Source organism: Chryseobacterium sp. 22458 (genome assembly GCF_052044975.1).
Lineage (GTDB): Bacteria > Bacteroidota > Bacteroidia > Flavobacteriales > Weeksellaceae > Chryseobacterium.
In genome coordinates this window covers 41,816-63,577 of sequence record NZ_JBQEOA010000007.1, presented here as the reverse complement: position 1 = coordinate 63,577, position 21,762 = coordinate 41,816, and the positions used below count along the sequence as shown (strand labels likewise).

The 21,762-nt window shown below is 37.5% G+C and carries 20 protein-coding genes; 13 read left to right on the top strand and 7 right to left on the bottom strand.

Annotation, left to right across the window (positions count from 1 at the left end; all coding sequences use genetic code 11):
* Window positions 1-141: 141 nt before the first annotated feature.
* The 3 genes from ACTJJF_RS20000 (at window position 142) to secG (ending at window position 4,002) form a co-directional block, all read left to right on the top strand.
* Window positions 142-1,455 carry a M16 family metallopeptidase gene (locus tag ACTJJF_RS20000; protein ID WP_312302564.1) on the top strand — a complete coding sequence of 438 codons (1,314 nt, stop codon included), beginning with the start codon at window positions 142-144 and terminating at the stop codon, window positions 1,453-1,455.
* A gap of 8 nt (window positions 1,456-1,463) precedes the next feature.
* Window positions 1,464-3,509 (top strand): M16 family metallopeptidase, encoded by a 2,046-nt coding sequence (locus ACTJJF_RS19995; protein ID WP_312302561.1) that lies wholly within the window; start codon window positions 1,464-1,466, stop codon window positions 3,507-3,509.
* 133 nt (window positions 3,510-3,642) lie between these two features.
* Window positions 3,643-4,002, top strand: coding sequence for a preprotein translocase subunit SecG (secG, locus tag ACTJJF_RS19990; RefSeq protein WP_312302559.1), 360 nt, complete (start codon window positions 3,643-3,645; stop codon window positions 4,000-4,002).
* Window positions 4,003-4,117: 115 nt separating this feature from the next.
* Here the strand turns inward: secG and ACTJJF_RS19985 are convergent, their stop codons facing one another.
* Window positions 4,118-4,957 carry a glycosyltransferase family 2 protein gene (locus tag ACTJJF_RS19985; RefSeq protein WP_312302798.1) on the bottom strand — a complete coding sequence of 280 codons (840 nt, stop codon included), beginning with the start codon at window positions 4,955-4,957 and terminating at the stop codon, window positions 4,118-4,120.
* On the bottom strand, window positions 4,953-5,564 hold the full coding sequence (gene recR / locus ACTJJF_RS19980; protein ID WP_312302557.1) for a recombination mediator RecR: 612 nt from the start codon (window positions 5,562-5,564) through the stop codon (window positions 4,953-4,955). Before recR ends, ACTJJF_RS19985 begins: the two co-directional genes overlap by 5 nt.
* 195 nt (window positions 5,565-5,759) lie before the next feature.
* Here recR and ACTJJF_RS19975 point away from each other — a divergent pair, with 195 nt between their 5' ends.
* The 5 genes from ACTJJF_RS19975 to ACTJJF_RS19955 all read left to right on the top strand — a co-directional run bounded on the left by ACTJJF_RS19975 (window position 5,760) and on the right by ACTJJF_RS19955 (window position 9,814).
* Window positions 5,760-6,365: a hypothetical protein gene (locus tag ACTJJF_RS19975; protein WP_312302554.1), complete on the top strand. Its 606-nt coding sequence runs from the start codon at window positions 5,760-5,762 to the stop codon at window positions 6,363-6,365.
* Between the two features lie 21 nt (window positions 6,366-6,386).
* Window positions 6,387-6,878, top strand: coding sequence for a hypothetical protein (locus ACTJJF_RS19970; protein ID WP_440700785.1), 492 nt, complete (start codon window positions 6,387-6,389; stop codon window positions 6,876-6,878).
* 157 nt (window positions 6,879-7,035) lie between these two features.
* Window positions 7,036-8,478 (top strand): aminoacyl-histidine dipeptidase, encoded by a 1,443-nt coding sequence (locus tag ACTJJF_RS19965; protein WP_440700784.1) that lies wholly within the window; start codon window positions 7,036-7,038, stop codon window positions 8,476-8,478.
* 209 nt (window positions 8,479-8,687) lie between these two features.
* On the top strand, window positions 8,688-9,269 hold the full coding sequence (locus tag ACTJJF_RS19960; RefSeq protein WP_312302548.1) for a TIGR00730 family Rossman fold protein: 582 nt from the start codon (window positions 8,688-8,690) through the stop codon (window positions 9,267-9,269).
* A 5-nt stretch (window positions 9,270-9,274) separates the two neighbouring features.
* Window positions 9,275-9,814, top strand: coding sequence for a hypothetical protein (locus ACTJJF_RS19955; RefSeq protein ID WP_312302546.1), 540 nt, complete (start codon window positions 9,275-9,277; stop codon window positions 9,812-9,814).
* A gap of 88 nt (window positions 9,815-9,902) precedes the next feature.
* Here ACTJJF_RS19955 and ACTJJF_RS19950 read toward each other — a convergent pair whose 3' ends face one another.
* Both ACTJJF_RS19950 and ACTJJF_RS19945 read right to left on the bottom strand, forming a co-directional pair.
* Entirely contained in the window at window positions 9,903-10,232 is a 330-nt protein-coding gene (locus tag ACTJJF_RS19950) for a 2Fe-2S iron-sulfur cluster-binding protein (RefSeq protein WP_312302543.1), read from the bottom strand.
* 12 nt (window positions 10,233-10,244) lie between these two features.
* Window positions 10,245-11,300 (bottom strand): NAD(P)/FAD-dependent oxidoreductase, encoded by a 1,056-nt coding sequence (locus tag ACTJJF_RS19945; protein WP_440700783.1) that lies wholly within the window; start codon window positions 11,298-11,300, stop codon window positions 10,245-10,247.
* A gap of 151 nt (window positions 11,301-11,451) precedes the next feature.
* Here ACTJJF_RS19945 and ACTJJF_RS19940 point away from each other — a divergent pair, with 151 nt between their 5' ends.
* Entirely contained in the window at window positions 11,452-12,222 is a 771-nt protein-coding gene (locus tag ACTJJF_RS19940) for a DUF3108 domain-containing protein (protein ID WP_312302537.1), read from the top strand.
* A 278-nt stretch (window positions 12,223-12,500) separates the two neighbouring features.
* On the opposite strand, the gene pheS is transcribed toward ACTJJF_RS19940, so the two are convergent.
* Window positions 12,501-13,511, bottom strand: coding sequence for a phenylalanine--tRNA ligase subunit alpha (gene pheS / locus ACTJJF_RS19935; protein WP_440700782.1), 1,011 nt, complete (start codon window positions 13,509-13,511; stop codon window positions 12,501-12,503).
* Window positions 13,512-13,639: 128 nt separating this feature from the next.
* A complete protein-coding gene (locus tag ACTJJF_RS19930) occupies window positions 13,640-14,299 on the bottom strand; it encodes a YceI family protein (protein ID WP_312302533.1) in 660 nt (219 codons plus the stop codon).
* 75 nt (window positions 14,300-14,374) lie between these two features.
* On the opposite strand from ACTJJF_RS19930, the gene ACTJJF_RS19925 reads away from it, so the two are divergent.
* Window positions 14,375-15,310, top strand: coding sequence for a sulfate/molybdate ABC transporter ATP-binding protein (locus ACTJJF_RS19925; RefSeq protein ID WP_312302531.1), 936 nt, complete (start codon window positions 14,375-14,377; stop codon window positions 15,308-15,310).
* Window positions 15,311-15,717: 407 nt separating this feature from the next.
* Here the strand turns inward: ACTJJF_RS19925 and ACTJJF_RS19920 are convergent, their stop codons facing one another.
* Window positions 15,718-16,062, bottom strand: coding sequence for a zinc ribbon domain-containing protein YjdM (locus ACTJJF_RS19920; RefSeq protein WP_027373877.1), 345 nt, complete (start codon window positions 16,060-16,062; stop codon window positions 15,718-15,720).
* Window positions 16,063-16,622: 560 nt separating this feature from the next.
* Between ACTJJF_RS19920 and ACTJJF_RS19915 the strand changes: the two genes are divergently transcribed.
* The 3 genes from ACTJJF_RS19915 to asnB all read left to right on the top strand — a co-directional run bounded on the left by ACTJJF_RS19915 (window position 16,623) and on the right by asnB (window position 21,667).
* Window positions 16,623-17,828: an RsmB/NOP family class I SAM-dependent RNA methyltransferase gene (locus ACTJJF_RS19915; RefSeq protein WP_312302529.1), complete on the top strand. Its 1,206-nt coding sequence runs from the start codon at window positions 16,623-16,625 to the stop codon at window positions 17,826-17,828.
* Window positions 17,829-18,012: 184 nt separating this feature from the next.
* Window positions 18,013-19,680, top strand: a complete 1,668-nt coding sequence (locus ACTJJF_RS19910) for a GLPGLI family protein (RefSeq protein WP_440700781.1) — start codon at window positions 18,013-18,015, stop codon at window positions 19,678-19,680.
* A gap of 319 nt (window positions 19,681-19,999) precedes the next feature.
* Entirely contained in the window at window positions 20,000-21,667 is a 1,668-nt protein-coding gene (gene asnB / locus ACTJJF_RS19905) for an asparagine synthase B (RefSeq protein WP_440700780.1), read from the top strand.
* Window positions 21,668-21,762: the final 95 nt, after the last annotated feature.

Below are 21,762 nucleotides of genomic sequence, written 5' to 3'. Positions count from 1 at the left end.
AGAATTCAAATTTTGAAATTCATCACTGGTGTTTATTAAGGTTTCTTTTAAAACATAAGTATACTTTTAATACATTACAGGCTTTTAAATGTAACATTTAATTCACTTTTCCTACTAATAAGCCAAACAATTTCTAACTTTATGAAAAAGCGATTTCTTTCTGCTGCTGCCGTAGCTTTCTTCGGGCTCATGCTGAATGCACAGCAAATCAAATTCGAAGAGTATGATCTTCCCAATGGTCTCCATGTCATTCTTCATCAGGATAATTCTGCTCCGGTAGTCACTACAGGGGTAATGTACCATGTAGGTGCAAAAGATGAGGTAAAAGGAAGAACCGGCTTTGCACACTTCTTTGAACACCTTTTATTTGAAGGAACTCCTAATATCAAAAGAGGCGAATGGTTCAAGATCGTTTCCTCAAACGGCGGGCAAAATAATGCCAATACAACCAACGACAGAACCTATTACTACGAAACTTTCCCTTCAAATAACGAACAACTTGGCCTCTGGATGGAAGCTGAAAGAATGCGTCATGCAGAGATCAACCAGATTGGTGTAGATACTCAGAGAGAAGTAGTGAAAGAAGAGAAAAGATTAAGAATGGATAATCAGCCTTACGGAAATCTTTTCCCTACCATTCAGAAAAACCTTTTTACTAACCACCCATACAACTGGCCTACGATCGGTTCTATGGAAGATCTTAACTCTGCCAAGCTTGAAGAGTTCCAGGCTTTTTATAAAAAATACTATGTTCCGAACAACGCTACTTTGGTAGTTGCTGGAGATATTAAACCTGAACAGACTAAAAAATGGATTCAGGAATATTACGGCGGAATTCCAAAAGGAACTCTTTATCCGAAAGATTTCCCGAAAGATGCTCCGATCACTCAGGAAAAAGAAGTTACAGCTACAGATCCTAACATTCAGCTTCCTGCATACGTTTTTGCTTACAGAACACCTGCTAATAAAGAGAAAGATGCTTATGTACTGGATATGCTTTCTTCTTATTTAAGCAATGGTAAATCATCGGTTTTATATAAAAAACTGGTAGATCAGGATAAAAAAGCGCTTCAGGTAGCTGCTTTCAATCAAGGGCTTGAGGATTACAGTATTTTTGCTTTTTTTGCTATCCCGATGGGACAGACCACTAAGCAGACTCTACAGGCTGATATTGATGCGGAGATCAAAAAACTTCAGACAACTCTGATCTCTGAAGAAGATTATCAGAAAATTCAGAATCAGTTTGAAAATCAGTTTGTGAATCAGAATTCAAGTATTCAGGGGATTGCCGCTTCATTGGCAACCAACCACGTACTGATGGGAAATACCAATCTGATCAATAAAGAAATTGACATCTACAGATCCATCACCAGACAGGATATTCAGAATGCTGCGAAAAAGTATCTGAACTCCAACCAAAGAATTATCATCAACTACGTTCCTGAGAAAAAATAATTTACCCCATGAAAAAGCAATTCACTTATATAGCAGCGGCATTTTTATTTACAGGAATGCTTTCTGCCCAAAAAATAGATCTTAATGCAATGCCAAAACCAGGGCCAACTCCTGCCATCAACATTGCAAAACCCAAAACCTTCCAGCTAAGCAACGGGCTTACTGTAATGGTTGTTGAGAATAATAAACTGCCCAGAGTAAACACTACTCTTTCTATGGACAGACCTCCTTACTATGAAGGAAATATTGTAGGGGTAAGCTCACTTATGGCAGAGCAGCTTGACAATGGAACCACTAACCTGAGCAAGGATGAATTCAATAAGAAAGTTGACTTTCTAGGGGCTAATATCAGCTTCTCGTCTAATGGTGCGGCATCCAATTCTCTTTCAAAATATTTTCCTGAAGTATTGGGACTTATGGCTGATGCTATCATCAATCCAAAATTCTCTGCCGAAGAAGTTCAGAATGCTAAAGAAAGAATCATTGAAGGCCTGAAAGCTGATGAAAAAAATGCCTCTTCCATTGCTGAAAGAGTTTCTAATGCCCTGATGTATGGAAAAAATACGTCAAGAGGAGAATTTGAAACAGTAGAATCTATCAACAAGATCCAGCTGGCAGATGTTCAGAATGTTTATAATAAATATTACGCTCCGGATAATGCTTACCTGGTTATTGTAGGAGATGTAAAATACGATCAGGTAAAACCATTGATTGAGAAGGCTTTTGGAGGCTGGAAAAAATCAAATACAAAATTTGCAGCTTTAGAACCGGCATCCAATCCGGCTAAAACTGAGATTAATATAGTTGATGTACCGTCAGCAGTACAATCTGTACTTTCTGTTAGCAACCTCAACAATCTTAAAATGAAAGATCCGAACTATTTCTCTGCAACCATCGCCAATTATATTTTAGGAGGGGGTGGTGAAGCCAGACTTTTCATGAATCTCAGAGAAAAGAACGGTTTTACTTATGGAGCTTATTCCAGTATGAGTGCCAGTAAATATTCTCCTGATTTTTCAGCTGAAACCAGTGTAAGAAATGAAGTGACAGATAAGGCTGTAAAGGAAATGATGAATGAACTTAATGCCATTTCAACGGTAAAGCCTGAAGAGCTTGCCAATGCCAAGGCAAAACTGAAAGGAGCTTTCATCATGTCTCTGGAAAAGCCTGAAACCATTGCAAGATTTGCATTGAATCAAAAGGTTCAGGATCTTCCGGCAGACTTTTACACCAATTATTTGAAATCTATTGACAAGGTTACATCTGCAGACGTCTCTAATGCTGTAAAAACAACCATACTTCCTAATCAGAGCAGAATTTTCATTGCCGGTAAAGCATCAGATATCGCTGAAGGATTAGAGAAATTGGGATATCCGGTAAAATATTTCGATAAAGAGGCCAACCCTGTAGCTAAGCCAACTGTACAAAAAGTTGATGCCAACGTAACAGTTTCAACGGTTGTTGATAAATACATCAATGCGATCGGAGGAAAAGCCAATGTAGCTAAAATTTCTTCTTACACCATGAATGCTTCCATGTCTATGCAGGGACAGAATATTGATTTTAAAATCATTAAGGCACAAGGGGGAAAAGAAGTGACCACCGTAACAGCCATGGGACAGGTAATGCAGAAGCAGGTATTTGACGGAAAAACAGGGTATTCTGAGCAAATGGGTAAAAAAGTAGACATCACACCTGAAGAAATTGCTGAAAAACAAAAGACTCCTGAGCTGTTTGAAGAATTGAGCTTTGCAAAATCTGCTGATTATAAATTAGGTGGAATTGAGAAAATCAATGGAGAAGATTCCTATGCAATTAAAGGAGGAAATACAACCTATTACTACAGTGTTGCTACCGGGCTGAAAACCGGAGAAACTAAAAAAGTAAAGGCACAGGGGCAGGAAATGACCATCCCTACAACGTTCTCTGACTACAAAGAGGTAAACGGGGTGAAAATGCCTTATACACTCTCCGTCAATCAAATGGGAATGGAGATGACTATGAAGGTAAAATCCTATGAAATCAATAAAGCTACAGATGCTGATTTTAAATAACAACATCGTATTTTTATAGAAAAAACGGTAACAAATGTTGCCGTTTTTATTTTTATCAACATTTGGCGACATCTTTTTTTGTTGTTCAGTAAAAAAAGATTAAATTTGCCCATTCAAAAAGATATCAGAATTAATGGATACTATATTTACACTATTGATGGTTCTTGTTATGATTGCCAGTGTCTTATTGGTAATTATCGTTATGGCTCAAAATCCAAAAGGAGGAGGTCTTTCCAGTACTTTCGGAGGTGCATCTTCTGCACAGTTCGGGGTACAGAGAACCAATGACTTCATGGAAAAAGCAACATGGACTCTGGGCGGAACTATCATTGTTCTTATCCTTTTAAGCGTTGTTATTACAGGAAAACCTTCACAGGCCGCTGCAACTCAGCAACAACCTGCCAAGAAAGAAGCTCCGGCTAAAAAATCTGCTCCGGCTTCTTCCACAACAACTACTGCTCCGGTATCTACTCCGGCAGCACCTACAAAATAAGAAGATCATCTTATATACAATAAAAGCAACTCAATTGAGTTGCTTTTCTATTGTAATATACTTCAGATTCAATTTTTCAAAAAAAGAAATAAAAAGTTAACTGTAGAAAAATTTATCATTTCAATCTGATCTTTTCAATCTGATGACGAAGTTTTAACCCGGCTTTTAAAAATGAGTATTGCATCGGTTTTGTGTCTTTATAATATTTGTCAATAAAGATCTGCATCGCTCCGTAAAACCTCTGCAGATATACTTCATCCCTTATTGTACTTTCCCCTTTATGATGAAGAATGGAAGCTTTTCCATAATAGAAATTCTTATAGCCGTTCCTTAAAAAAGTATAACAGAGATCGATATCTTCCCCGTACATAAAATAAGCTTCATCCAGACCGCCTATCTTTTGATACACTTCTTTTTTAGCCAATAAAAAAGCACCTGTAATCACTTCTACCTCAGCAATTTCATTTTCCTCCAGATCATTCCTGTAATAGGATTTCGAATTGTTTTTTCTGAAATTGGTGAACAGCTTTTCAAACGAATTGAACATGTCCGGAACTGAGCGTTTGCTTTCCGGCAGAAAGTTGCCTTCCGCATCATGCATCCGAACTCCCATACATCCGAAATCAGTTTGGGAATCAGCAAAATCCAGAAGTTCTTTCATATAAAAACCTTCGAATTCCGTATCAGGATTTAAAAGCAGCAGATATTCTCCCTTTGCTGTTTGTATGGCCTGATTATTAGCTTTTGAAAAACCTCCGTTAACTTCAGAAGCTATAAATTGTACACCTGAAAACTCAGGAATAAGTTCTTTCCACGACCTGTCTGTAGAAGCATTATCAATAACCACAATCTCATATTCTACTTCCTTTATATATTTCTGAAGTGATAAAAGACAGTTTCGCAGCAATTGGGTTACATTATAATTGACAATAATAACGGACAGCTTCATATTAATCCTTTTCGTTGTATGGTAACCTGTTGACGATTGATCTTCCCAGGGAGATTTCATCAGCATATTCCAGCTCATCCCCTACTGAAATTCCTCTTGCAATGCTTGAAAAATTCACATTAGCATTTTTAAATTTCTTGTAAATATAATAGGCTGTTGTATCTCCTTCCATCGTGGCACTCAGAGCGAAAATAAATTCCTTTACCTTGCCTTCATTCACTTTTCTCTCAATACTTGGAATATTCAGCTGACCGGGCCCTATTCCTTCCATCGGAGATATTTTGCCGCCGAGGATCAGATATCTTCCGGTATATTTTCCGGTATTTTCTATGGCGATAACATCTCTTACATCTTCAACAATGCAGATCAGTTCTTCGCTTCTTTTCTCATTACTGCAGATCTCACAAATGTCAAAATCAGAGAAATTATGACATTCTTTGCAGTATTTTATTTCGTTGACAAGATTAATCAGGGAGTTTCCAAGGCTCACGGCTCTGGAATTGGGCTGTTTCAATAAATGCAATGCTAATCTTAGGGCAGTCTTTCTTCCGATACCGGGCAATCCCGAGATCTCATCAACCGCTTTTGCCAGCACTTTACTTGGATAATCCATAAGTACAAAAATAAGGATTATTTGAGGAAAATGATCTATTGTAAAGAGGAGTTTTTGGGTCTCCAATCTTCAACTTCCGTTCACACAATGTCTCATTTTGATATTTTAAAATTTCCCATCCCATCCGATACCATAGAACTCTAAAAAAACATTTATATTTGCGGCTTAAATTAAATATGAAAAAAATAAACTAACATGGTACTTAACAACCTTAACTATCCGCTGGATTTCAAATTCAAAATCACTACCTTAGCAAGCGACTTCAACATCACTGACAAAAACGGAAATTATGTAGCTTACGTTCGTCAGAAAATGTTTAAACTGAAGGAAGATGTAATCGTTTTCAATGATGAGAGCAAATCGAAGGAACTTTTCAGAATCAGAGCCAACAAATGGATTGATTTCAATGCTTCTTATTCTTTGAATGACATTGTTGATAATAAAAACTTCGGAAGACTGGCTAGAAAAGGAATGCGTTCTATCTGGAAAGCAAGCTATGATATCCTTGATGCTAATGACCAGCCGAAATTTAAAGTTCAGGAAGACAGCGCTTGGGTAAGATTCTGGGACAGTTTTGTGGGTGAACTTCCTATCATCGGAATGTTTACCGGATATTTCCTTAATCCGTCTTACACGGTAACAGGAATTGATGGAAAAGCCTATTTTAAACTGAAAAAAATGCCTTCATTCTTCGGAAGAAGATTCCAACTTGACAGACTGATCGATATTGATGATGAAGAAGAAAGCCTGGTAATTCTTTCTTTATTGATGATGACCTTACTGGAAAGAGCAAGAGGCTAAAAAATATTAAAACCACAACACATGAAATACCTAATCATTTTATTTTCTGCATTTCTACTGGTAGCCTGTAAAAAGGAGAAAGAAACAGTTTCAGGTTCCACTACTACAGATTCTTCAAAAATTGTGAAAGATTCTGCAGCTGCCCATGCCTCACAGGGAGATATTCTGGTGGGCACTATTCCGTTTCCCAAAGAAATCAAAGAATGCTCATGCTATTTTGCCAAAACCAAAGCAGACTTTGAATCTGAAAGATATATCTATGCAGATGATGCCGGAAAAACAGCTTATATGATGCTGGATGGCAAAAGACTGGCCATGAATCTTATCTCATCAAGTGATATGGAAGTGGATGAAGAGCTGACCAAAGAAATAGAAAACGATGATTATAAGATTTCTGTAAAAGGTAAAAAAATAAAAGGCGAAGAGGCTTTACTGTTCGAAGGTACACTCACTATTGAAAAGCCGGATGGTACCGTATACACAACACCTATCTACGGTGAGTGCGGATGCTAAAAGACAAAAATCGCAACAGGTAATGAAAGGAGATATGATAAAAACACTTATTTTCAACTCTTACAGCTTTCTTTATCCTTAATATAACTCACAAAAAATGCTTCTGTATCCTACGGAAGCATTTTTTATTTCGTAAATTTGAGAAAAATAAATTTCAATGGAATTATCTAATATAGAACCGCAAATAATCTGGAAAAACTTCTCCAAATTAAATGCAGTTCCGAGACCATCAAAAAAAGAGGAAAAAGTAATTGCATTCATCAAAGGATTTGGTGAAGACTTAGGACTTGAAACTACTGTAGATGAAGTAGGAAATGTAATTATTAAGAAACCTGCCACTGCAGGAATGGAAAACCGTAAATCTATCGTGCTGCAATCGCACCTGGATATGGTTTGCCAGAAAAACAATGATGTCAATTTTGATTTTGAAACAGAAGGAATCAAAATGGAAATTGATGGGGATTGGGTAAAAGCAAAAGGAACTACTCTGGGCGCTGACAATGGTTTAGGAGTAGCAACGATCATGTCTATCCTTGAAAGCTCAGATATTCCACATCCTGCCCTGGAAGCTCTATTTACCATTGATGAGGAAACAGGAATGACAGGTGCTATCGGTTTAAAACCAGGTCAGCTTACAGGAGAAATCCTGTTAAATCTTGATACGGAAGAAGATGATGAAATTGACATAGGCTGTGCCGGAGGTGTTGATGTTACCATTACTCAAAACTATGCAACAAAAGCTCCAAAAGGGCAGATTGTAAGAATTGAAGTGAAAGGATTACAGGGAGGCCACTCAGGAATGGATATCCACAAAGGTTTCGGAAATGCCAATATTATCCTGGGAAGACTTCTTTACAAAGGAATAGAAAATCAGAATGTAGAATTAGTTTCTGTTGATGGTGGCGGATTGAGAAATGCTATCCCAAGAGAGGCTGTTGCTATCATCTCTGTAAGAAATGCTCAGGAATTCATTCAGGATGCCACTGTTCTTAAAAAGGAAATTTTAGAAGAATTTGCGTCTGTAGAGGCAGATCTTCAGGTCAATATTGAGAACTCTACCTCTTCTGATAAAGCTATTTCAGAAGAAGATTCTAAGAAAGTGATCCTTACTCTAAAAGCTCTTCACAACGGAGTCTACAGAATGAGTCCGGATGTGGCAGATCTTGTAGAGGCTTCCAACAACGTGGCACGAGTTGAATTAAAAGAGGGTGAACTTAAAATTTTAAACCTTACAAGATCTTCAGTAGATTCTTCTAAATATTCTACAGCAGAACAATTGAAATCTGTAGCAGAGCTCGCAGGAATGAACGTGGTATTTAGCGGTTCCTACCCTGGATGGAAACCCAAACCAGGTTCAGAGATTGTAAAGATTATGGAGAAGATCTATACTGAAAAGTTCGGGGATAAACCTCACGTTGTAGCTTGCCACGCAGGTCTTGAATGTGGGATTATCGGGGCCAACTATCCTGAAATGGAAATGGTAAGCTTCGGGCCAACGATCAGAGGAGCGCATTCTCCGGAAGAAAAAGCGAATATTCCTTCTGCTCAGAAATTCTGGAGCTTCCTGAAAGATATTTTAGCCAATATCCCTCAGAAATAGAACAATAAAATAACTATCTTGAATATCCAAAGTCTTTGATTTTGGATATTTTAATTTTAATTTAAACCATTAAGTTTAAAGGGAAGGAGTTAGAATCATTAAGAATCCGTAAACTAATTGAAAAAGCATTTTGCTTAAATATCACAGATATTTTCTTAACTTTTCTTAATCACTTAAAATACTTAATGGTTCCAAAAAAACATTTAAATATGAAAAGTATAACCGTATTCTGTGGCTCAAGTTTTGGCACAGATAAAATTTATGAAGAACAGGCCTTTCTGCTTGGCCAGACTTTAGCAAAACAAGAAATACAACTCATTTACGGCGGTTCTCAGACCGGTTTAATGGGAACGATTGCCAACGGTGCATTAAGTGAAAATGGAAAAGTAACCGGTGTCCTACCCCACTTTTTACAGGCCAAGGAAATTGCTCATAAAAACCTTACCGAGCTGGTTCTGGTAGAAACGATGCATGAGAGAAAAACCAGAATGAGCGAGCTTTGTGATGGAGTGATCGTTCTTCCCGGTGGCTATGGAACTTTAGAAGAATTTTTCGAGATGATCACCTGGGCACAGCTTGGCCTTCACAAAAAACCAATCGCCATTTTAAATATTGACGGATTTTACGATGATCTGATCAATCTGGTTCAAACTATGGTGGATAAAGGCTTTTTAAAGCAGGTCAACAGGGATATGCTGCTGATCAGTGATCACATTGATGACCTGTTGGAGAAAATGAGGAATTATCAGGCTCCTACGGTTGGCAAATGGATTTCTAAGGAGGAAATATAAATAGTATGGCTGTAAAATTTATACTCTTTTTATTTTGCTGTTTGCTTTATAACAATCACCAGGCACAAAAACAACAATACCTATTTAAAACATATGTTGGAGATCTGAATAATGATAAGATCCCGGATGAAATTTATATCCGGGAAATTAAATGTAAAGGCAGCTATGATGATGAGGATGGATCGAGAGTATGCAGAGTAGCCACAGTAATTCTATATGAAGATAAAGACAAAGACAAATCAACTTCATGGACTAATTCAAATATTGTCCCTTGCTCATTTTGTAGTGAAGATGAAAAAGACCCATTTAAAGAAATAAAAATTAAAAAGAATGGTTTTTCCTTTATTTCAGTCTTTACCAATCTTCCCAGCGGAATGAAAATAAAAAAAACGGTTACTTTTAAATATGATAAAAATAGGAACAATTTTATTCTTTTTAAAGTTATACAAGAAATGGAATCCTATGAAAATGGAAATATTGAAAGGAAAGTGAATATTGAGAGAATTAAAGATTTTGGAATTATTACTTTCAGTGATTATTTCTAACAAAAGAATGCAAAAACCTTATTGAAAAGAAAAACCCGTCCGAAAAATTCGAACGGGGATTCTTATTAAGATTAAAAAATATTTTTTTCTAAGGATAAGGAGCAATTTCCACTTCAAGTCCCTCCATCTCATCCACCATGTGCAGCTGGCATCCTAATCGGCTGTTATCTTTCACGTGGAAAGCTTCAGCAAGCATAGCATCTTCTTCATCTCCCATTGGTTCCAGACCAGGATCATTAATTACATAAACCTGACATGAAGCACACATCGCCATTCCTCCACATACACCAATCGTACCTTCTTCTGCCAATTCATAGGAACGGATAATTTCCATTAAGTTCATGGACATATCCGTAGGCGCTACGACATCGTGGGTCACCCCTTCTCTGTCGGTGATTTTAATATTAATATCTGACATAATTCTGCAAAATTAGTCAATTTTTTTCACAACAGCCTTCTCTGCTTCTTTACGGCTTCCGTCGAACCCGTCTACTCCACTTACTGTTGTATATTTTAATACAAATTTTTTACCAGGATTTAATCTGTTATACACACTCTGACACATCAGGGTAGCTTCGTGGAAACCACAAAGGATCAGCTTCAGTTTTCCAGGATATGTATTGATATCTCCGATGGCATAAATCCCGTCTATATTGGTTTGATAATCAAGAGCGTTGTTTACTACGATGGCATTTTTCTCGATATTCAGCCCCCAGTTTCCGATCTCGCCCAACTTAGGAGTCAACCCGAATAAAGGAATAAAATAATCCGTTTCAATATCGTAAGCTTCTTCGCCCTCTTTTTCTACAGTGATCGCTTCTACTTTACTATTACCTTTGATTCCTGTTACTTCAGCAGGCGTGATTAATTTAATTTTCCCCTGATTTTTAAGATCCTGAACTTTTTCTACAGAATCCAAAGCCCCTCTGAACTCATTCCTTCTGTGGATCAGCGTTACTTCGCTGGCCACATTGGAAAGGAAAATACTCCAGTCAAGAGCAGAATCTCCACCTCCGGCAATTACTACTTTTTTGTTTCTGAAGTGCTCAGGTTCTTTAACGAAATACTCCAGCCCTTTCTCTTCATAATCTGCTACATTTTCAAAAGTAGGTTTTCTAGGTTCAAAAGTTCCCAATCCACCTGCAATGGCAATAGCTTTACATCTGTGAACGGTTCCTTTATTGGTAACTACTTCAAACCACTCTTCGTCAACCTTTGTATAAGAAACTGCTGTCTCTCCCAAAGTGAACCCTGGCTGAAACTGCTTGATCTGTTCCATTAAATTATCCACCAATTCTCCAGCATTCACTGAAGGGTACCCCGGAATATCGAAAATAGGTTTCTTAGGATAAAGTTCAGCCAATTGCCCTCCCGGCTGTGGAAGCGCATCAATAATATGACACTTCATTTTTAATAAACCAGCTTCAAAAACTGCAAAAAGTCCTGTAGGTCCCGCACCTATGATCAATATATCAGTGGTTATCATAATTTAAGATAATTTAATTATACATGTAAATGCAAATTTACTAATTTTAATGCGAAGCATATTTAATTGATTCTAAATAAAAACCTGAGATTTGTCAAATAACTAGCAATTAAGATTTTAAATTTGGCAACGTTTTTGTAAATGTCTTGTTATGAAGAAAATTTTAAACCTCTTTGCAGTATTTATATTCTTTTTAGGCTCTGCCCAGATTGATAATGTCGCAGACGGCGAATCGATCACCCTAAGGATCCATTACGGGTTTCTGAATGCAGGAACAGCCAATCTTACAACCCAAAAGACCAATTATAAGGGAGTTCCGCATCTATATGTAAAAGGAACCGGACAGACTACCGGAGCCGTGAAAGCATTCTTCAAAGTGGAGGATTTGTATGAAAGTTTCATCAATACTGAGACCGGTTTACCAAGTTTCTATGTAAGAAATGTGCGTGAAGGAAGCTATCGTCAGCATCTTGAAACCGTTTTTAATCATGATAACAATACTTTGATCCTAACAGATAAGAAAACACCAGCCAATGGGTCTAAAGTACTGAAATCTGTAAAAGGAGTGCAGGATATGCTTTCATGTTTTTATTATCTGCGAAGCAAAAGCCCGGATGAATTGAAAGTAGGAACCGTTATCAATATGAACGTATGGATTGATGATGAAATGTTTCCTTTTCAGCTAAAAGTGGTGGGAACAGAAAATTTAAAAACCAAATTCGGAACGATCAATTGTCTGAAAATTATTCCTTCAGTAAAAAGCGGAAGAGTCTTTAAAGAAAAAGAAGGGGTAACGATGTGGGTTTCCAATGACGCCAATCATGTACCGATGCTTCTTAAGGCTGAGTTGGCCGTAGGTTCTCTTAAAGCCAGTATTGATAGCTATAAAAATGTAAAGTATCCTTTAAAGTTTACCAAGTAAACTTTTATTAGTTTTTTTAATATACGAATGTCTGTAATTTTTTACAGGCATTTTTTATTCTAAATGTAATATATAATGAGTATCGGTTGTCTTTATTATAGAGCAGCAATAAGCAGCACGTCAATACTTCTTTGAGGTACCTAGCGGATTCAAACCGAAGTATGGACATAAGAGACAGACACGTGTAAATTTTTCAATAAGATCAGTTTTTAATTACGTTTTGTTTCTTAGGTCAGTAATTAAAAACAAAAACCTCCGGAGCTCCGGAGGTTTGATTTTTATAGTGTTTTGAACTGTTCCAGTGTTCTGATATCATTTTCGAAGAACATTCTGATGTCACTCATCTGATAAAGAAGCATGGTGATTCTTTCAATACCCATTCCGAATGCATATCCTGAATATTTTTCAGCATCAATATTTACATTTTTCAGTACGGCAGGATCTACCATTCCACAACCCATGATTTCCAGCCATCCTGTTCCTTTGGTGATTCTGTAATCAGTGTCAGAGTTCAATCCCCAATACACATCAATTTCAGCACTTGGCTCTGTGAACGGGAAGAATGAAGGTCTCATTCTGATTTTAGATTTTCCGAAAAGTTCAGTTGTAAAGAACTGGATCGTCTGCTTCAGATCTGCAAAGCTTACATTCTCATCGATGTATAATCCTTCAATCTGGTGGAAAATACAGTGAGAACGTGAAGAGATTGCTTCATTTCTGAAAACTCTTCCCGGAGATAAGATTCTGATCGGCGGCTGATTCTCTTCCATATAACGGGTCTGTACGGAAGAGGTATGCGTTCTCAAAAGAATATCCGGATTCTGCTCAATGAAGAATGTATCCTGCATATCTCTTGCCGGGTGGTATTCCGGAAGGTTAAGCGCCGTAAAGTTATGCCAGTCATCTTCAATTTCAGGACCGTCTGCTACAGCAAAACCGATCGATTTGAAGATTTCAATAATTCTGTTTTTAACCAGGTTGATAGGATGTCTTGATCCTAATTCCAATGGAAAAGCCGGTCTCGTAAGATCTTCTTTTTCCAGGACAACAGAAGATGCAGAAGCATTTTTCAAATCTTCTAATTTCACAGCAACAGCCTGCTTTAAAGTATTGATTTTCTGTCCGAATTCTTTCTTCTGGTCGTTAGGAACTTCTTTAAATTTTTCAAAAAAATCATTAAGAACCCCTTTTTTACCGTTGTACTTGATTCGGAAGTTTTCGATATCTTCCTTAGAGGTAGCATTGAAGCCGTTTACTTCGATCAGTAGTTCTTCTATCTTTTCTATCATTATTTTACCCTTTCAAAATGTTTTGCAAAAATACGACTTTTAAGTTTAATAATTAATTGACTCATAAAAAAATCTGCCTCTTTTTCGGGAGGCAGACTTCAATCACTTATTTCACTTAAATAAAAAAATTATTTTTTCTCTAAAGCCTTCACGCTGATCTGAAGAGTTACCTCATCTTTAATCACTCCGTTTTCAGCCGGAGCCTGGAACTTCACTCCAAACTCTTCTCTTTTGATATCTTTTGGTTCGGTAGCCACACTCACTTCTCCATCTTTCACAGAAACATTAGCTTTGAACTGAACCGGTTTTGTAATCCCTTTAATCGTCAGGTTACCCTCTAAAAGCGTATTATAATCTCCTTCCGTAGCAGGGGTTACTTTTGTAATTTCATAAGAAGCTGTTGGGAATTTTTCAACTTCGAAGAAATCTCCGCTCTTCAGGTGGCCATTCAGTTTCCCCATATCTTCAGGGCTGTCTTTAAGATCCACTGAAGTTAAGGAATTCATATCAGCAACGAATTTACCGCTTTCCAGTTTTCCGTCTTTCACCGTTACATCTCCGCTTTCAAACCTGATGATCCCAAAGTGGCTTGTATTCTCAGATTTGAATACTTTATATCCCTTCCATTCAACCTTACTGTTTAGCGTATCCAATGTGTACTGACTTCCTTCTTTGGTAGTCGTCACCTCATTACTTTCACTGGTAAGCGGTTTGTCTTTTTTACAAGAAACCATTACCGCAGCAACGAATAAAGCAGGAATAGCTAGTGAAAACAGTTTTTTTCTCATTTTTGATTTATTTTTATTACTTCCGCTAATATAATAAAAAAAATTATGTTTTCATAAAAACCTTACATTTGTAATATGCTATTAGAAATAAACAATTTATTTTTCTCTCATAATCCCAATAAACCCCTGTTTCAGAACCTTAATCTACGATTTGAGGAAAACAGGATTATTGCGTTGGCAGGAGAAAGCGGATGTGGGAAATCTACGCTTCTCAATCTGATCTATGGCCTTCTTGACTGGGAAAGCGGAGAGATCATTTTTAACGGAACCCGGCTTTTAGGTCCCAAAGGGAATCTTGTACCCGGAGAAGCGGAAATGAAATCTGTGGCTCAAAGTTTTGACCTTATGCCATATGCTACCGTAGCGGAAAATGTGGGTAAATTTATTTCAAATATCAATTTAAGCAAAAAGAAGGAAATTGTTATGGAACTCCTTGATGTTGTAGGCCTTCAGGAGTTTGCCAACGTACTTCCAAAATATCTGAGCGGTGGCCAGCAGCAGCGTGTGGCTATTGCAAGAGCACTTTCCGTATTGCCTAAACTGCTCATTCTGGATGAACCGTTCAGTAACCTGGATTTCCCAAGAAAGATTGAACTCAGGGAAAGGCTTTTCCGATATGTAAAACAGCATCAGATCTCTCTTATTATTTCCACCCACGAACTTCAGGATATCATGCCATGGCTTGATCAGATCGTTATTCTTCAGGATGGAAGACTGATCCAGAATGACAGCCCGGAAGAAACTTACAGACGTCCTTATAACTCGTATGTTGCCAAATTATTCGGGGAAGTTAATATTTTCAATGAAACCGAAGCGGCGGATTTTCAGCTGCCGAAATTCTCCTACTATCCCAAAGAAATAAAAATCACGGAAAAAGGTCTTGAAGCCGAAGTACTTGAAAGCAGATTTGCAGGGAATTATTATTGGAATAAGATCAGTATAAAGAATAAAGAACTTGTAGTCTACACGGATGAAAAACTGAATGGAATGGTCAGTATTTCATTTGTTTAAACTGAATATAAGGATGGAAGTTGGGAGAAGGAAGCTGGAATTTACTTTCAGTTATTATTACTTATAGCCAACAACAAAATTACTTTTTCTCAAAGAAGATAAAAGACAGGTGAATGGTTACCGTTACAACTTCCTTCTTTCAGTTACCAATTTCAAATCCGGCTCTTCTCAGCTGGCTTTAACTTATACATTTCCTTACACTTACCTATAAAAAAATACAAACATAAGAATCTGTTATAAAAACTTTTTCTTACATTTGTATTTCCACAGCATAAGGAAATTTTTGGTTAATTCTCTTTCTGCCTTCCAGACGGACATTAGCAATCTTGCAATTAAGTCTTTTGAAAGATTACACTGTCCAATTTTTTCCTTTTTTTATGGCCTTACGGCAAATAAGCAGCTATAGCTTATGCTTTCTTTACAAATTCAGATTTTAAAGCCATCGCTCCAAAACCATCAATTTTACAGTCGATATTATGGTCGCTTCCCGGTCTTAAACGGATGTTTTTCACCTTAGTACCAGCTTTTACCGGTTTTGGCGCTCCTTTTACCGGAAGATCTTTCACTACCACTACAGAATCTCCATCCTGAAGTTCATTTCCGTTAGAGTCTAATATTTTTCCTTCGTTTGCGGCTTCAGAAGCTGCTTCTTCAGGATTCCACTCATAGAAACACTGAGAACATACCATCATATTATCGCTTGGGTACGTAAACTCAGAGCTGCATTTCGGACAAAGTACTGTATCACTCATATTTTAATTTTTTGCAAAGGTAGGGCTTTTTAAAGGTTGAAGTCAAGGGAATGGATCATTACTCCAAGGGAACGCCTAATGAGTATCTTTATTAATCAGGATAAATTAACGCTATTGTTCGCAAAGTAGTGTCTGTTAAATATCATATATGATTTGTTCGCAAGGGCATTTCACTCAGCAACGGTAACCGACCCCTCCGCTGAAGTAAAAACATTTTGCAATCTTAAAAATCAGCCACAAATAAAATACCTTTGTAAAATTATTCTTATTGCTAAAACCACAAGCGGAACAAATTGACTATTATCCTTCGCTGAGTGAAACGCCCTGGCGATCTTAAAAATCAGAAACAAATAAAATCCTTTTGCGAACTCTGCGTTGAAATTATTCTCGTTGCTAAAACCACAAGCGGAGCAAAATTCACCAGCCAAACATTTTGACAATTCATCATTCACTACAATCAACAGCACTCCAACCTTCCTGCTCTCAAACTCTCCCTCCCAAATCATCAACTCTCAACTTTAATTCGTATTTTTGCAGATTCAAAACAGCGAAGCAAATTTATGGAACTTATTCACAGAAACTTAGCGATCGGAATTCACGATGCTTTACAAGAAACATTTTTCGAGAAAAATAAATACGCAGATAAAGTAATCGAAAGACTTTTAAAAGCTAACAAAAAATGGGGAAGCCAGGACAGAGCCGTTGTTTCTGAGATTTTCTACAACATCATCCGTTGGAAAAAACGCCTTGAATATTATATGGGTGAAGGGGTAAAACCTAACAACATCTACAAACTCATCATTGCGTATTTACTTTGGAGCAAAACAAACTACAAGAAGTTTGAAGAGTTTGACGGGATCAAAATTGCCGACATTCTTACAAAACTTAAAAAGAACACTGTTCCTACAAAAGCGATAGAATATTCCATTCCGGACTGGCTAGCCGAAACACTGGAAAAAGAGCTGGGTCCAAAATGGGAAAGAGAAATGCTTGCTTTAAACGAGCAGGCCCCTACTGTTTTAAGAGCCAACTCACTGAGAACAACAACAAAAGAACTTATTTCTGACCTTGCAGACGAAGGTGTAGTGTCTTTCCCTATTAAAAATTATCCTGACGCTGTTCAGCTGGAGGAGAAAAAAAATGTTTTCCTTACAACAGCATTTAAAGAAGGATTATTTGAGGTTCAGGATGCTTCTTCCCAGAAGATCGGGTATTTCCTTGATGTAAAAGAAGGACAAAGAGTTGTAGATGCCTGTGCCGGCGCAGGTGGAAAAACACTTCACCTTGCAGCATTGATGAAAAACAAAGGACAGATCGTTGCTTTAGATATTTTCGACTGGAAACTTGCAGAATTGAAACGCCGTGCCAAAAGAGCCGGAGCTCACAATATTGAAACCCGTATGATTTCTGATAATAAAGTCATCAAGCGTCTTCATGAAAAAGCAGACAGACTTCTGATTGATGCACCATGTTCAGGTCTTGGAGTTTTGAAAAGAAACCCGGACAGCAAATGGAAAATTGACCAGGACTTCATTGACAGAATCAAAAAGGAACAGCAGCAGATTCTTCAGGACTATTCTAAAATGCTTAAGAAAGGAGGAAAAATGGTGTATGCTACCTGTTCTATTCTTCCTTCTGAAAATAATCTTCAGGTAGAAGAGTTTATCAAAAACAATCCTGGATTTAAAATGATCAAAGATGAAAAAGTAATGCCAAGTACAGGCTATGACGGATTCTATATGGCTTTGATTGAAAGAATATCTTAATCCGGTGCAAAATACATATGACAAACTACTCCATTTCCGGGGTAGTTTTTTTTATTTAAAATCTTTTTTAAAAAAATGTAACATTTTTTGTAACATTTCAATTCTATTGTCTACTTATTGTATAGATTATCCGTTTTGATGCTGTAAAAAGTTTAGAATACCTTTGCAGCAAACTCATTTATTTATGCATACAAGAAATGTTTTAAATTTTCTGGCTGTCTTCCTATACTGTCTGTTTTCTGCACAGACCTATGAAATTCAGTATACCAGCTCTTATAACGGAAAAGTAAATACTGATCAGCCTACCACCATTGTTTGGGCCAATGAGAAAGAAAATTTCATTCTCAACACCACGATCAAAGAACAAAAAAGCAAATATCCTTTCGAAATTACCAAAGTAGAGAAACCTTCCAATACGGTTGTTTCTTATGCTTTTTTAAAGCCCGGAGAAGTTATCTCAGCTTCAGATGCGGAATCTGTGGGAAAGCAAAATTTTGAGTTCACCAATGAGACCAAAAAGATTTTGGGGTATACCTGTAAAAAAGCGGTGACCAAAGTCAATTCAAACACTATTGAAATCTGGTACACCAATGATCTGAAAATACAAGGTGGTCCTTCTGTACTGGGGCAGAATCTAGGATTTGTATTAGAAGTTGAAAGAAATAAAAACTCTCTGGTTACTGCCAGTTCAATCAAAAAAATCAAAAATTCCGGCATCGGAAATATTATAAAAGGAACTGTTCAGTCTACTGATCAGCTAAGCTACAAAGATCTTTTATGGAAAAGCAGATTCACCACATTGAATGTTTTTGAGAATGAAACTATTAATTTTTCTGATGCTTCCAAATCCGATGATCAGATAAAAAGATATGCTAACGGAACCATTATTCTTAAGAAAGTAAAATTTCCTGCGATTTCACAGGGGGAAAATATTTTTGCAGAACTGAAGCAACAGTCAAACGGAGATGCTTACGACAGGACCGGAACGGTATTTTTTATTCCGCAGGATAAAGAAAAGTCTTTCTTCGATGGTCTGGAGAAAGGGGCAAAAACCCTTCCTGTATTTGAGAATGGTAACGGAAAGCAATATTTTGGGATAACCGCTACAGAAAATTACAGTCCTGCTATAGAAATGATGAGATTCTTTACCGCTTTTGGAATCCAGAAGTTTAACCATATTCAGCTTAAAGGAAAAAACTGGCAGACCATCAGCCCGTACCGCCAGGACATCACAGAACTTAAGCCGTCTTTGTCAGGTAAAGAAGTATGGGTGGGTACATTTATCGGTAATTATGATAAAGGAGGTCATAAAATAAGCCTTGACATTACAATCCATAACAGTGATCAGAATATTTACAAGAATAATGTAGCAATTCCTCTGTTCAATACATTAAATATCATGGAAATGGCAGGCCAGGATTATTCTACGATGTTCAACCAGGATAAAGGACTTTTTGTTGATTTCACATTAGAAAAAGATATCAAAAACGCTCAGCTAAGGTATACAACTACCGGACACGGTGGCTGGGAAAACGGGGACGAGTTCGTACCTAAAGCCAACTCTATATTTATAGACGGGCAACCGGTATTTTCTTTTGTACCGTGGAGAACAGACTGTGGTTCTTACCGTTTATACAATCCGGCTTCAGGAAATTTCCAGGATGGGCTTTCTTCTTCAGACCTCAGCAGATCCAACTGGTGCCCCGGAACGGTTACCAATCCGAATTTTATTCCGTTGGGAGATCTGAAAGCAGGGAAACACAGTATTCACGTAAAGATTCCTCAAGGACCTACGGAAGGAACAAGCTTCAGCTCATGGAATGTTGCAGGAGTTTTACTGGGGGTGCAATAAAACAAAACCTTCTTGCATGAGAATTGCAAGAAGGTAAAAACACAAATGATGAAAAAAAATTATTTCGAGCCACAAAGTAAGGGTTAAAATTCATATAATTAATTACCATAGATTAATAAATATGTCATTTTTATTTTGTATATGGAGCGAATAAATTTAACCTCAACGAAAAAAATTAATTAAAAACGTGTCAATTTCTTGATTTGGTTAAAATTTTTAACTTTAAAATGCTAATTAGTTAAAAATTTACTCATTTAAACATTTTTCATTGTTATTTATAAACATCACTTTTATTTTTGCTTCATAAATAATAAAAAATATGTGTGGAATTGTATGTTTATTTGACGCCAAGCAGAAAACCGAAATATTAAGACCCCAGGTTTTGGAAATGTCAAAGAAAATCCGTCACAGAGGACCGGATTGGAGTGGGGTTTTTCAGGATGAAAAAGTGGTATTCTCCCACGAAAGGCTTGCGATTGTAGATCCTACCTCAGGAAAGCAGCCATTATTTACAAAAGACAGAAAGGTAGTATTAGCCGTAAACGGTGAAATCTATAACCACAGAGAATTAAAAGAAGAATTTCCGGATTATGAATTTCAGACCCAGTCTGATTGTGAAGTAATCCTGGCACTATATAGAAAATACGGAAAAGATTTTGTTGAAAAACTGAACGGAATTTTCGCTTTTGCACTTTATGACACTGAAAACCAAGTGTATCTTATTGCCCGTGATCATATGGGAATCTGCCCTCTTTATCAGGGTTGGGACAAAAACGGAAACTATTATGTAGCTTCTGAACTGAAAGCGCTAGAAGGAGTATGCAAAACTATTGAAACTTTTCTACCGGGACATCTTGTATACAGCAAAGACGGTGCAGAGCTGCAACAGTGGTACCAAAGAGACTGGGAAAGTTTTGAGCACGTAAAAGAAAACGAAACAGATATTGCAAAGCTTAGAAAAGGACTTGAAGATGCCGTTCACAGACAACTGATGAGTGATGTTCCTTATGGTGTACTTCTTTCCGGAGGACTGGATTCTTCTGTTATTTCAGCAATCACGGCCAAGTTTGCAAGACAAAGGATAGAAAGTGGCGATACCCAGGAAGCATGGTACCCAAGACTTCACAGTTTTGCCGTGGGTCTTGTAGGATCACCGGATCTGGTAGCAGCACAGAAAGCAGCAGAACATATAGGATCTGTTCACCATGAAGTCAACTTTACCGTTCAGGAAGGTCTGGACGCAATCCGTGATGTTATTTATCACCTGGAAACGTATGATGTAACTACCATCAGAGCCTCCACGCCAATGTATCTGCTGGCAAGGGTGATCAAATCCATGGGAATCAAAATGGTACTTTCGGGAGAAGGTTCTGATGAATTATTCGGTGGATATCTGTACTTCCACAAAGCACCTGATGCCAAAGAATTCCATGATGAGACCGTAAGAAAGCTTGGTAAGCTCCACCTTTACGATTGTTTAAGAGCTAACAAAGCTTTAATGAGCTGGGGAATTGAAGGCAGGGTTCCTTTCCTTGACAAGGAATTCATGGATATTGCCATGACGCTTAACCCGAAAGATAAAATGATCAGCGCTGCAGAAGGCAAGATCGAAAAATGGGTATTGAGAAAAGCTTTTGAAGACATCCTTCCTGAATCTATTGTATGGAGACAGAAAGAGCAATTCTCTGACGGTGTGGGTTATTCTTGGATCGATACTTTAAAAGAGGTCGCTGAAAAAGAGGTTACTGATGAAATGATGGCCAATGCAAGATTCAGATTCCCTCTGAACACCCCTCAGAACAAAGAAGAATACCGTTACAGAACTATTTTTGAAGAGCATTTCCCAAGTGAAACTTCTGCGGCTACGGTTCCTTCCGTACCTTCTGTGGCATGTTCCACTCCTATCGCCCTGGAATGGGATGAAGCTTTCAAGAAAATGAATGATCCGAGCGGAAGAGCGGTGAAGGTGCATGAGACTTCTTATTAAAGAAATTGGATACGTGGTGCAGGTTGACGAATGATCATTTACTATTCTCCTGTTAATAATTCACGATTCCCTTGCGAGGCAAAATTCACTATTGA

Bases quoted from the DNA above. Each gene is read 5' to 3' on its own strand.
- ACTJJF_RS19915 (WP_312302529.1), top strand. From the start codon at position 16,623: ATGGAACTTATTCACAGAAACTTAGCGATCGGAATTCACGATGCTTTA.
- ACTJJF_RS19920 (WP_027373877.1), bottom strand. From the start codon at position 16,062: ATGAGTGATACAGTACTTTGTCCGAAATGCAGCTCTGAGTTTACGTAC.
- ACTJJF_RS19955 (WP_312302546.1), top strand. From the start codon at position 9,275: ATGGCTGTAAAATTTATACTCTTTTTATTTTGCTGTTTGCTTTATAAC.
- ACTJJF_RS19910 (WP_440700781.1), top strand. From the start codon at position 18,013: ATGCATACAAGAAATGTTTTAAATTTTCTGGCTGTCTTCCTATACTGT.
- ACTJJF_RS19925 (WP_312302531.1), top strand. From the start codon at position 14,375: ATGCTATTAGAAATAAACAATTTATTTTTCTCTCATAATCCCAATAAA.
- ACTJJF_RS19950 (WP_312302543.1), bottom strand. From the start codon at position 10,232: ATGTCAGATATTAATATTAAAATCACCGACAGAGAAGGGGTGACCCAC.
- pheS (WP_440700782.1), bottom strand. From the start codon at position 13,511: ATGATAGAAAAGATAGAAGAACTACTGATCGAAGTAAACGGCTTCAAT.
- ACTJJF_RS19995 (WP_312302561.1), top strand. From the start codon at position 1,464: ATGAAAAAGCAATTCACTTATATAGCAGCGGCATTTTTATTTACAGGA.
- ACTJJF_RS19965 (WP_440700784.1), top strand. From the start codon at position 7,036: ATGGAATTATCTAATATAGAACCGCAAATAATCTGGAAAAACTTCTCC.
- secG (WP_312302559.1), top strand. From the start codon at position 3,643: ATGGATACTATATTTACACTATTGATGGTTCTTGTTATGATTGCCAGT.
- ACTJJF_RS19940 (WP_312302537.1), top strand. From the start codon at position 11,452: ATGAAGAAAATTTTAAACCTCTTTGCAGTATTTATATTCTTTTTAGGC.
- ACTJJF_RS19970 (WP_440700785.1), top strand. From the start codon at position 6,387: ATGAAATACCTAATCATTTTATTTTCTGCATTTCTACTGGTAGCCTGT.
- ACTJJF_RS19960 (WP_312302548.1), top strand. From the start codon at position 8,688: ATGAAAAGTATAACCGTATTCTGTGGCTCAAGTTTTGGCACAGATAAA.
- ACTJJF_RS19930 (WP_312302533.1), bottom strand. From the start codon at position 14,299: ATGAGAAAAAAACTGTTTTCACTAGCTATTCCTGCTTTATTCGTTGCT.
- ACTJJF_RS19945 (WP_440700783.1), bottom strand. From the start codon at position 11,300: ATGATAACCACTGATATATTGATCATAGGTGCGGGACCTACAGGACTT.
- ACTJJF_RS20000 (WP_312302564.1), top strand. From the start codon at position 142: ATGAAAAAGCGATTTCTTTCTGCTGCTGCCGTAGCTTTCTTCGGGCTC.
- asnB (WP_440700780.1), top strand. From the start codon at position 20,000: ATGTGTGGAATTGTATGTTTATTTGACGCCAAGCAGAAAACCGAAATA.
- ACTJJF_RS19975 (WP_312302554.1), top strand. From the start codon at position 5,760: ATGGTACTTAACAACCTTAACTATCCGCTGGATTTCAAATTCAAAATC.
- recR (WP_312302557.1), bottom strand. From the start codon at position 5,564: ATGGATTATCCAAGTAAAGTGCTGGCAAAAGCGGTTGATGAGATCTCG.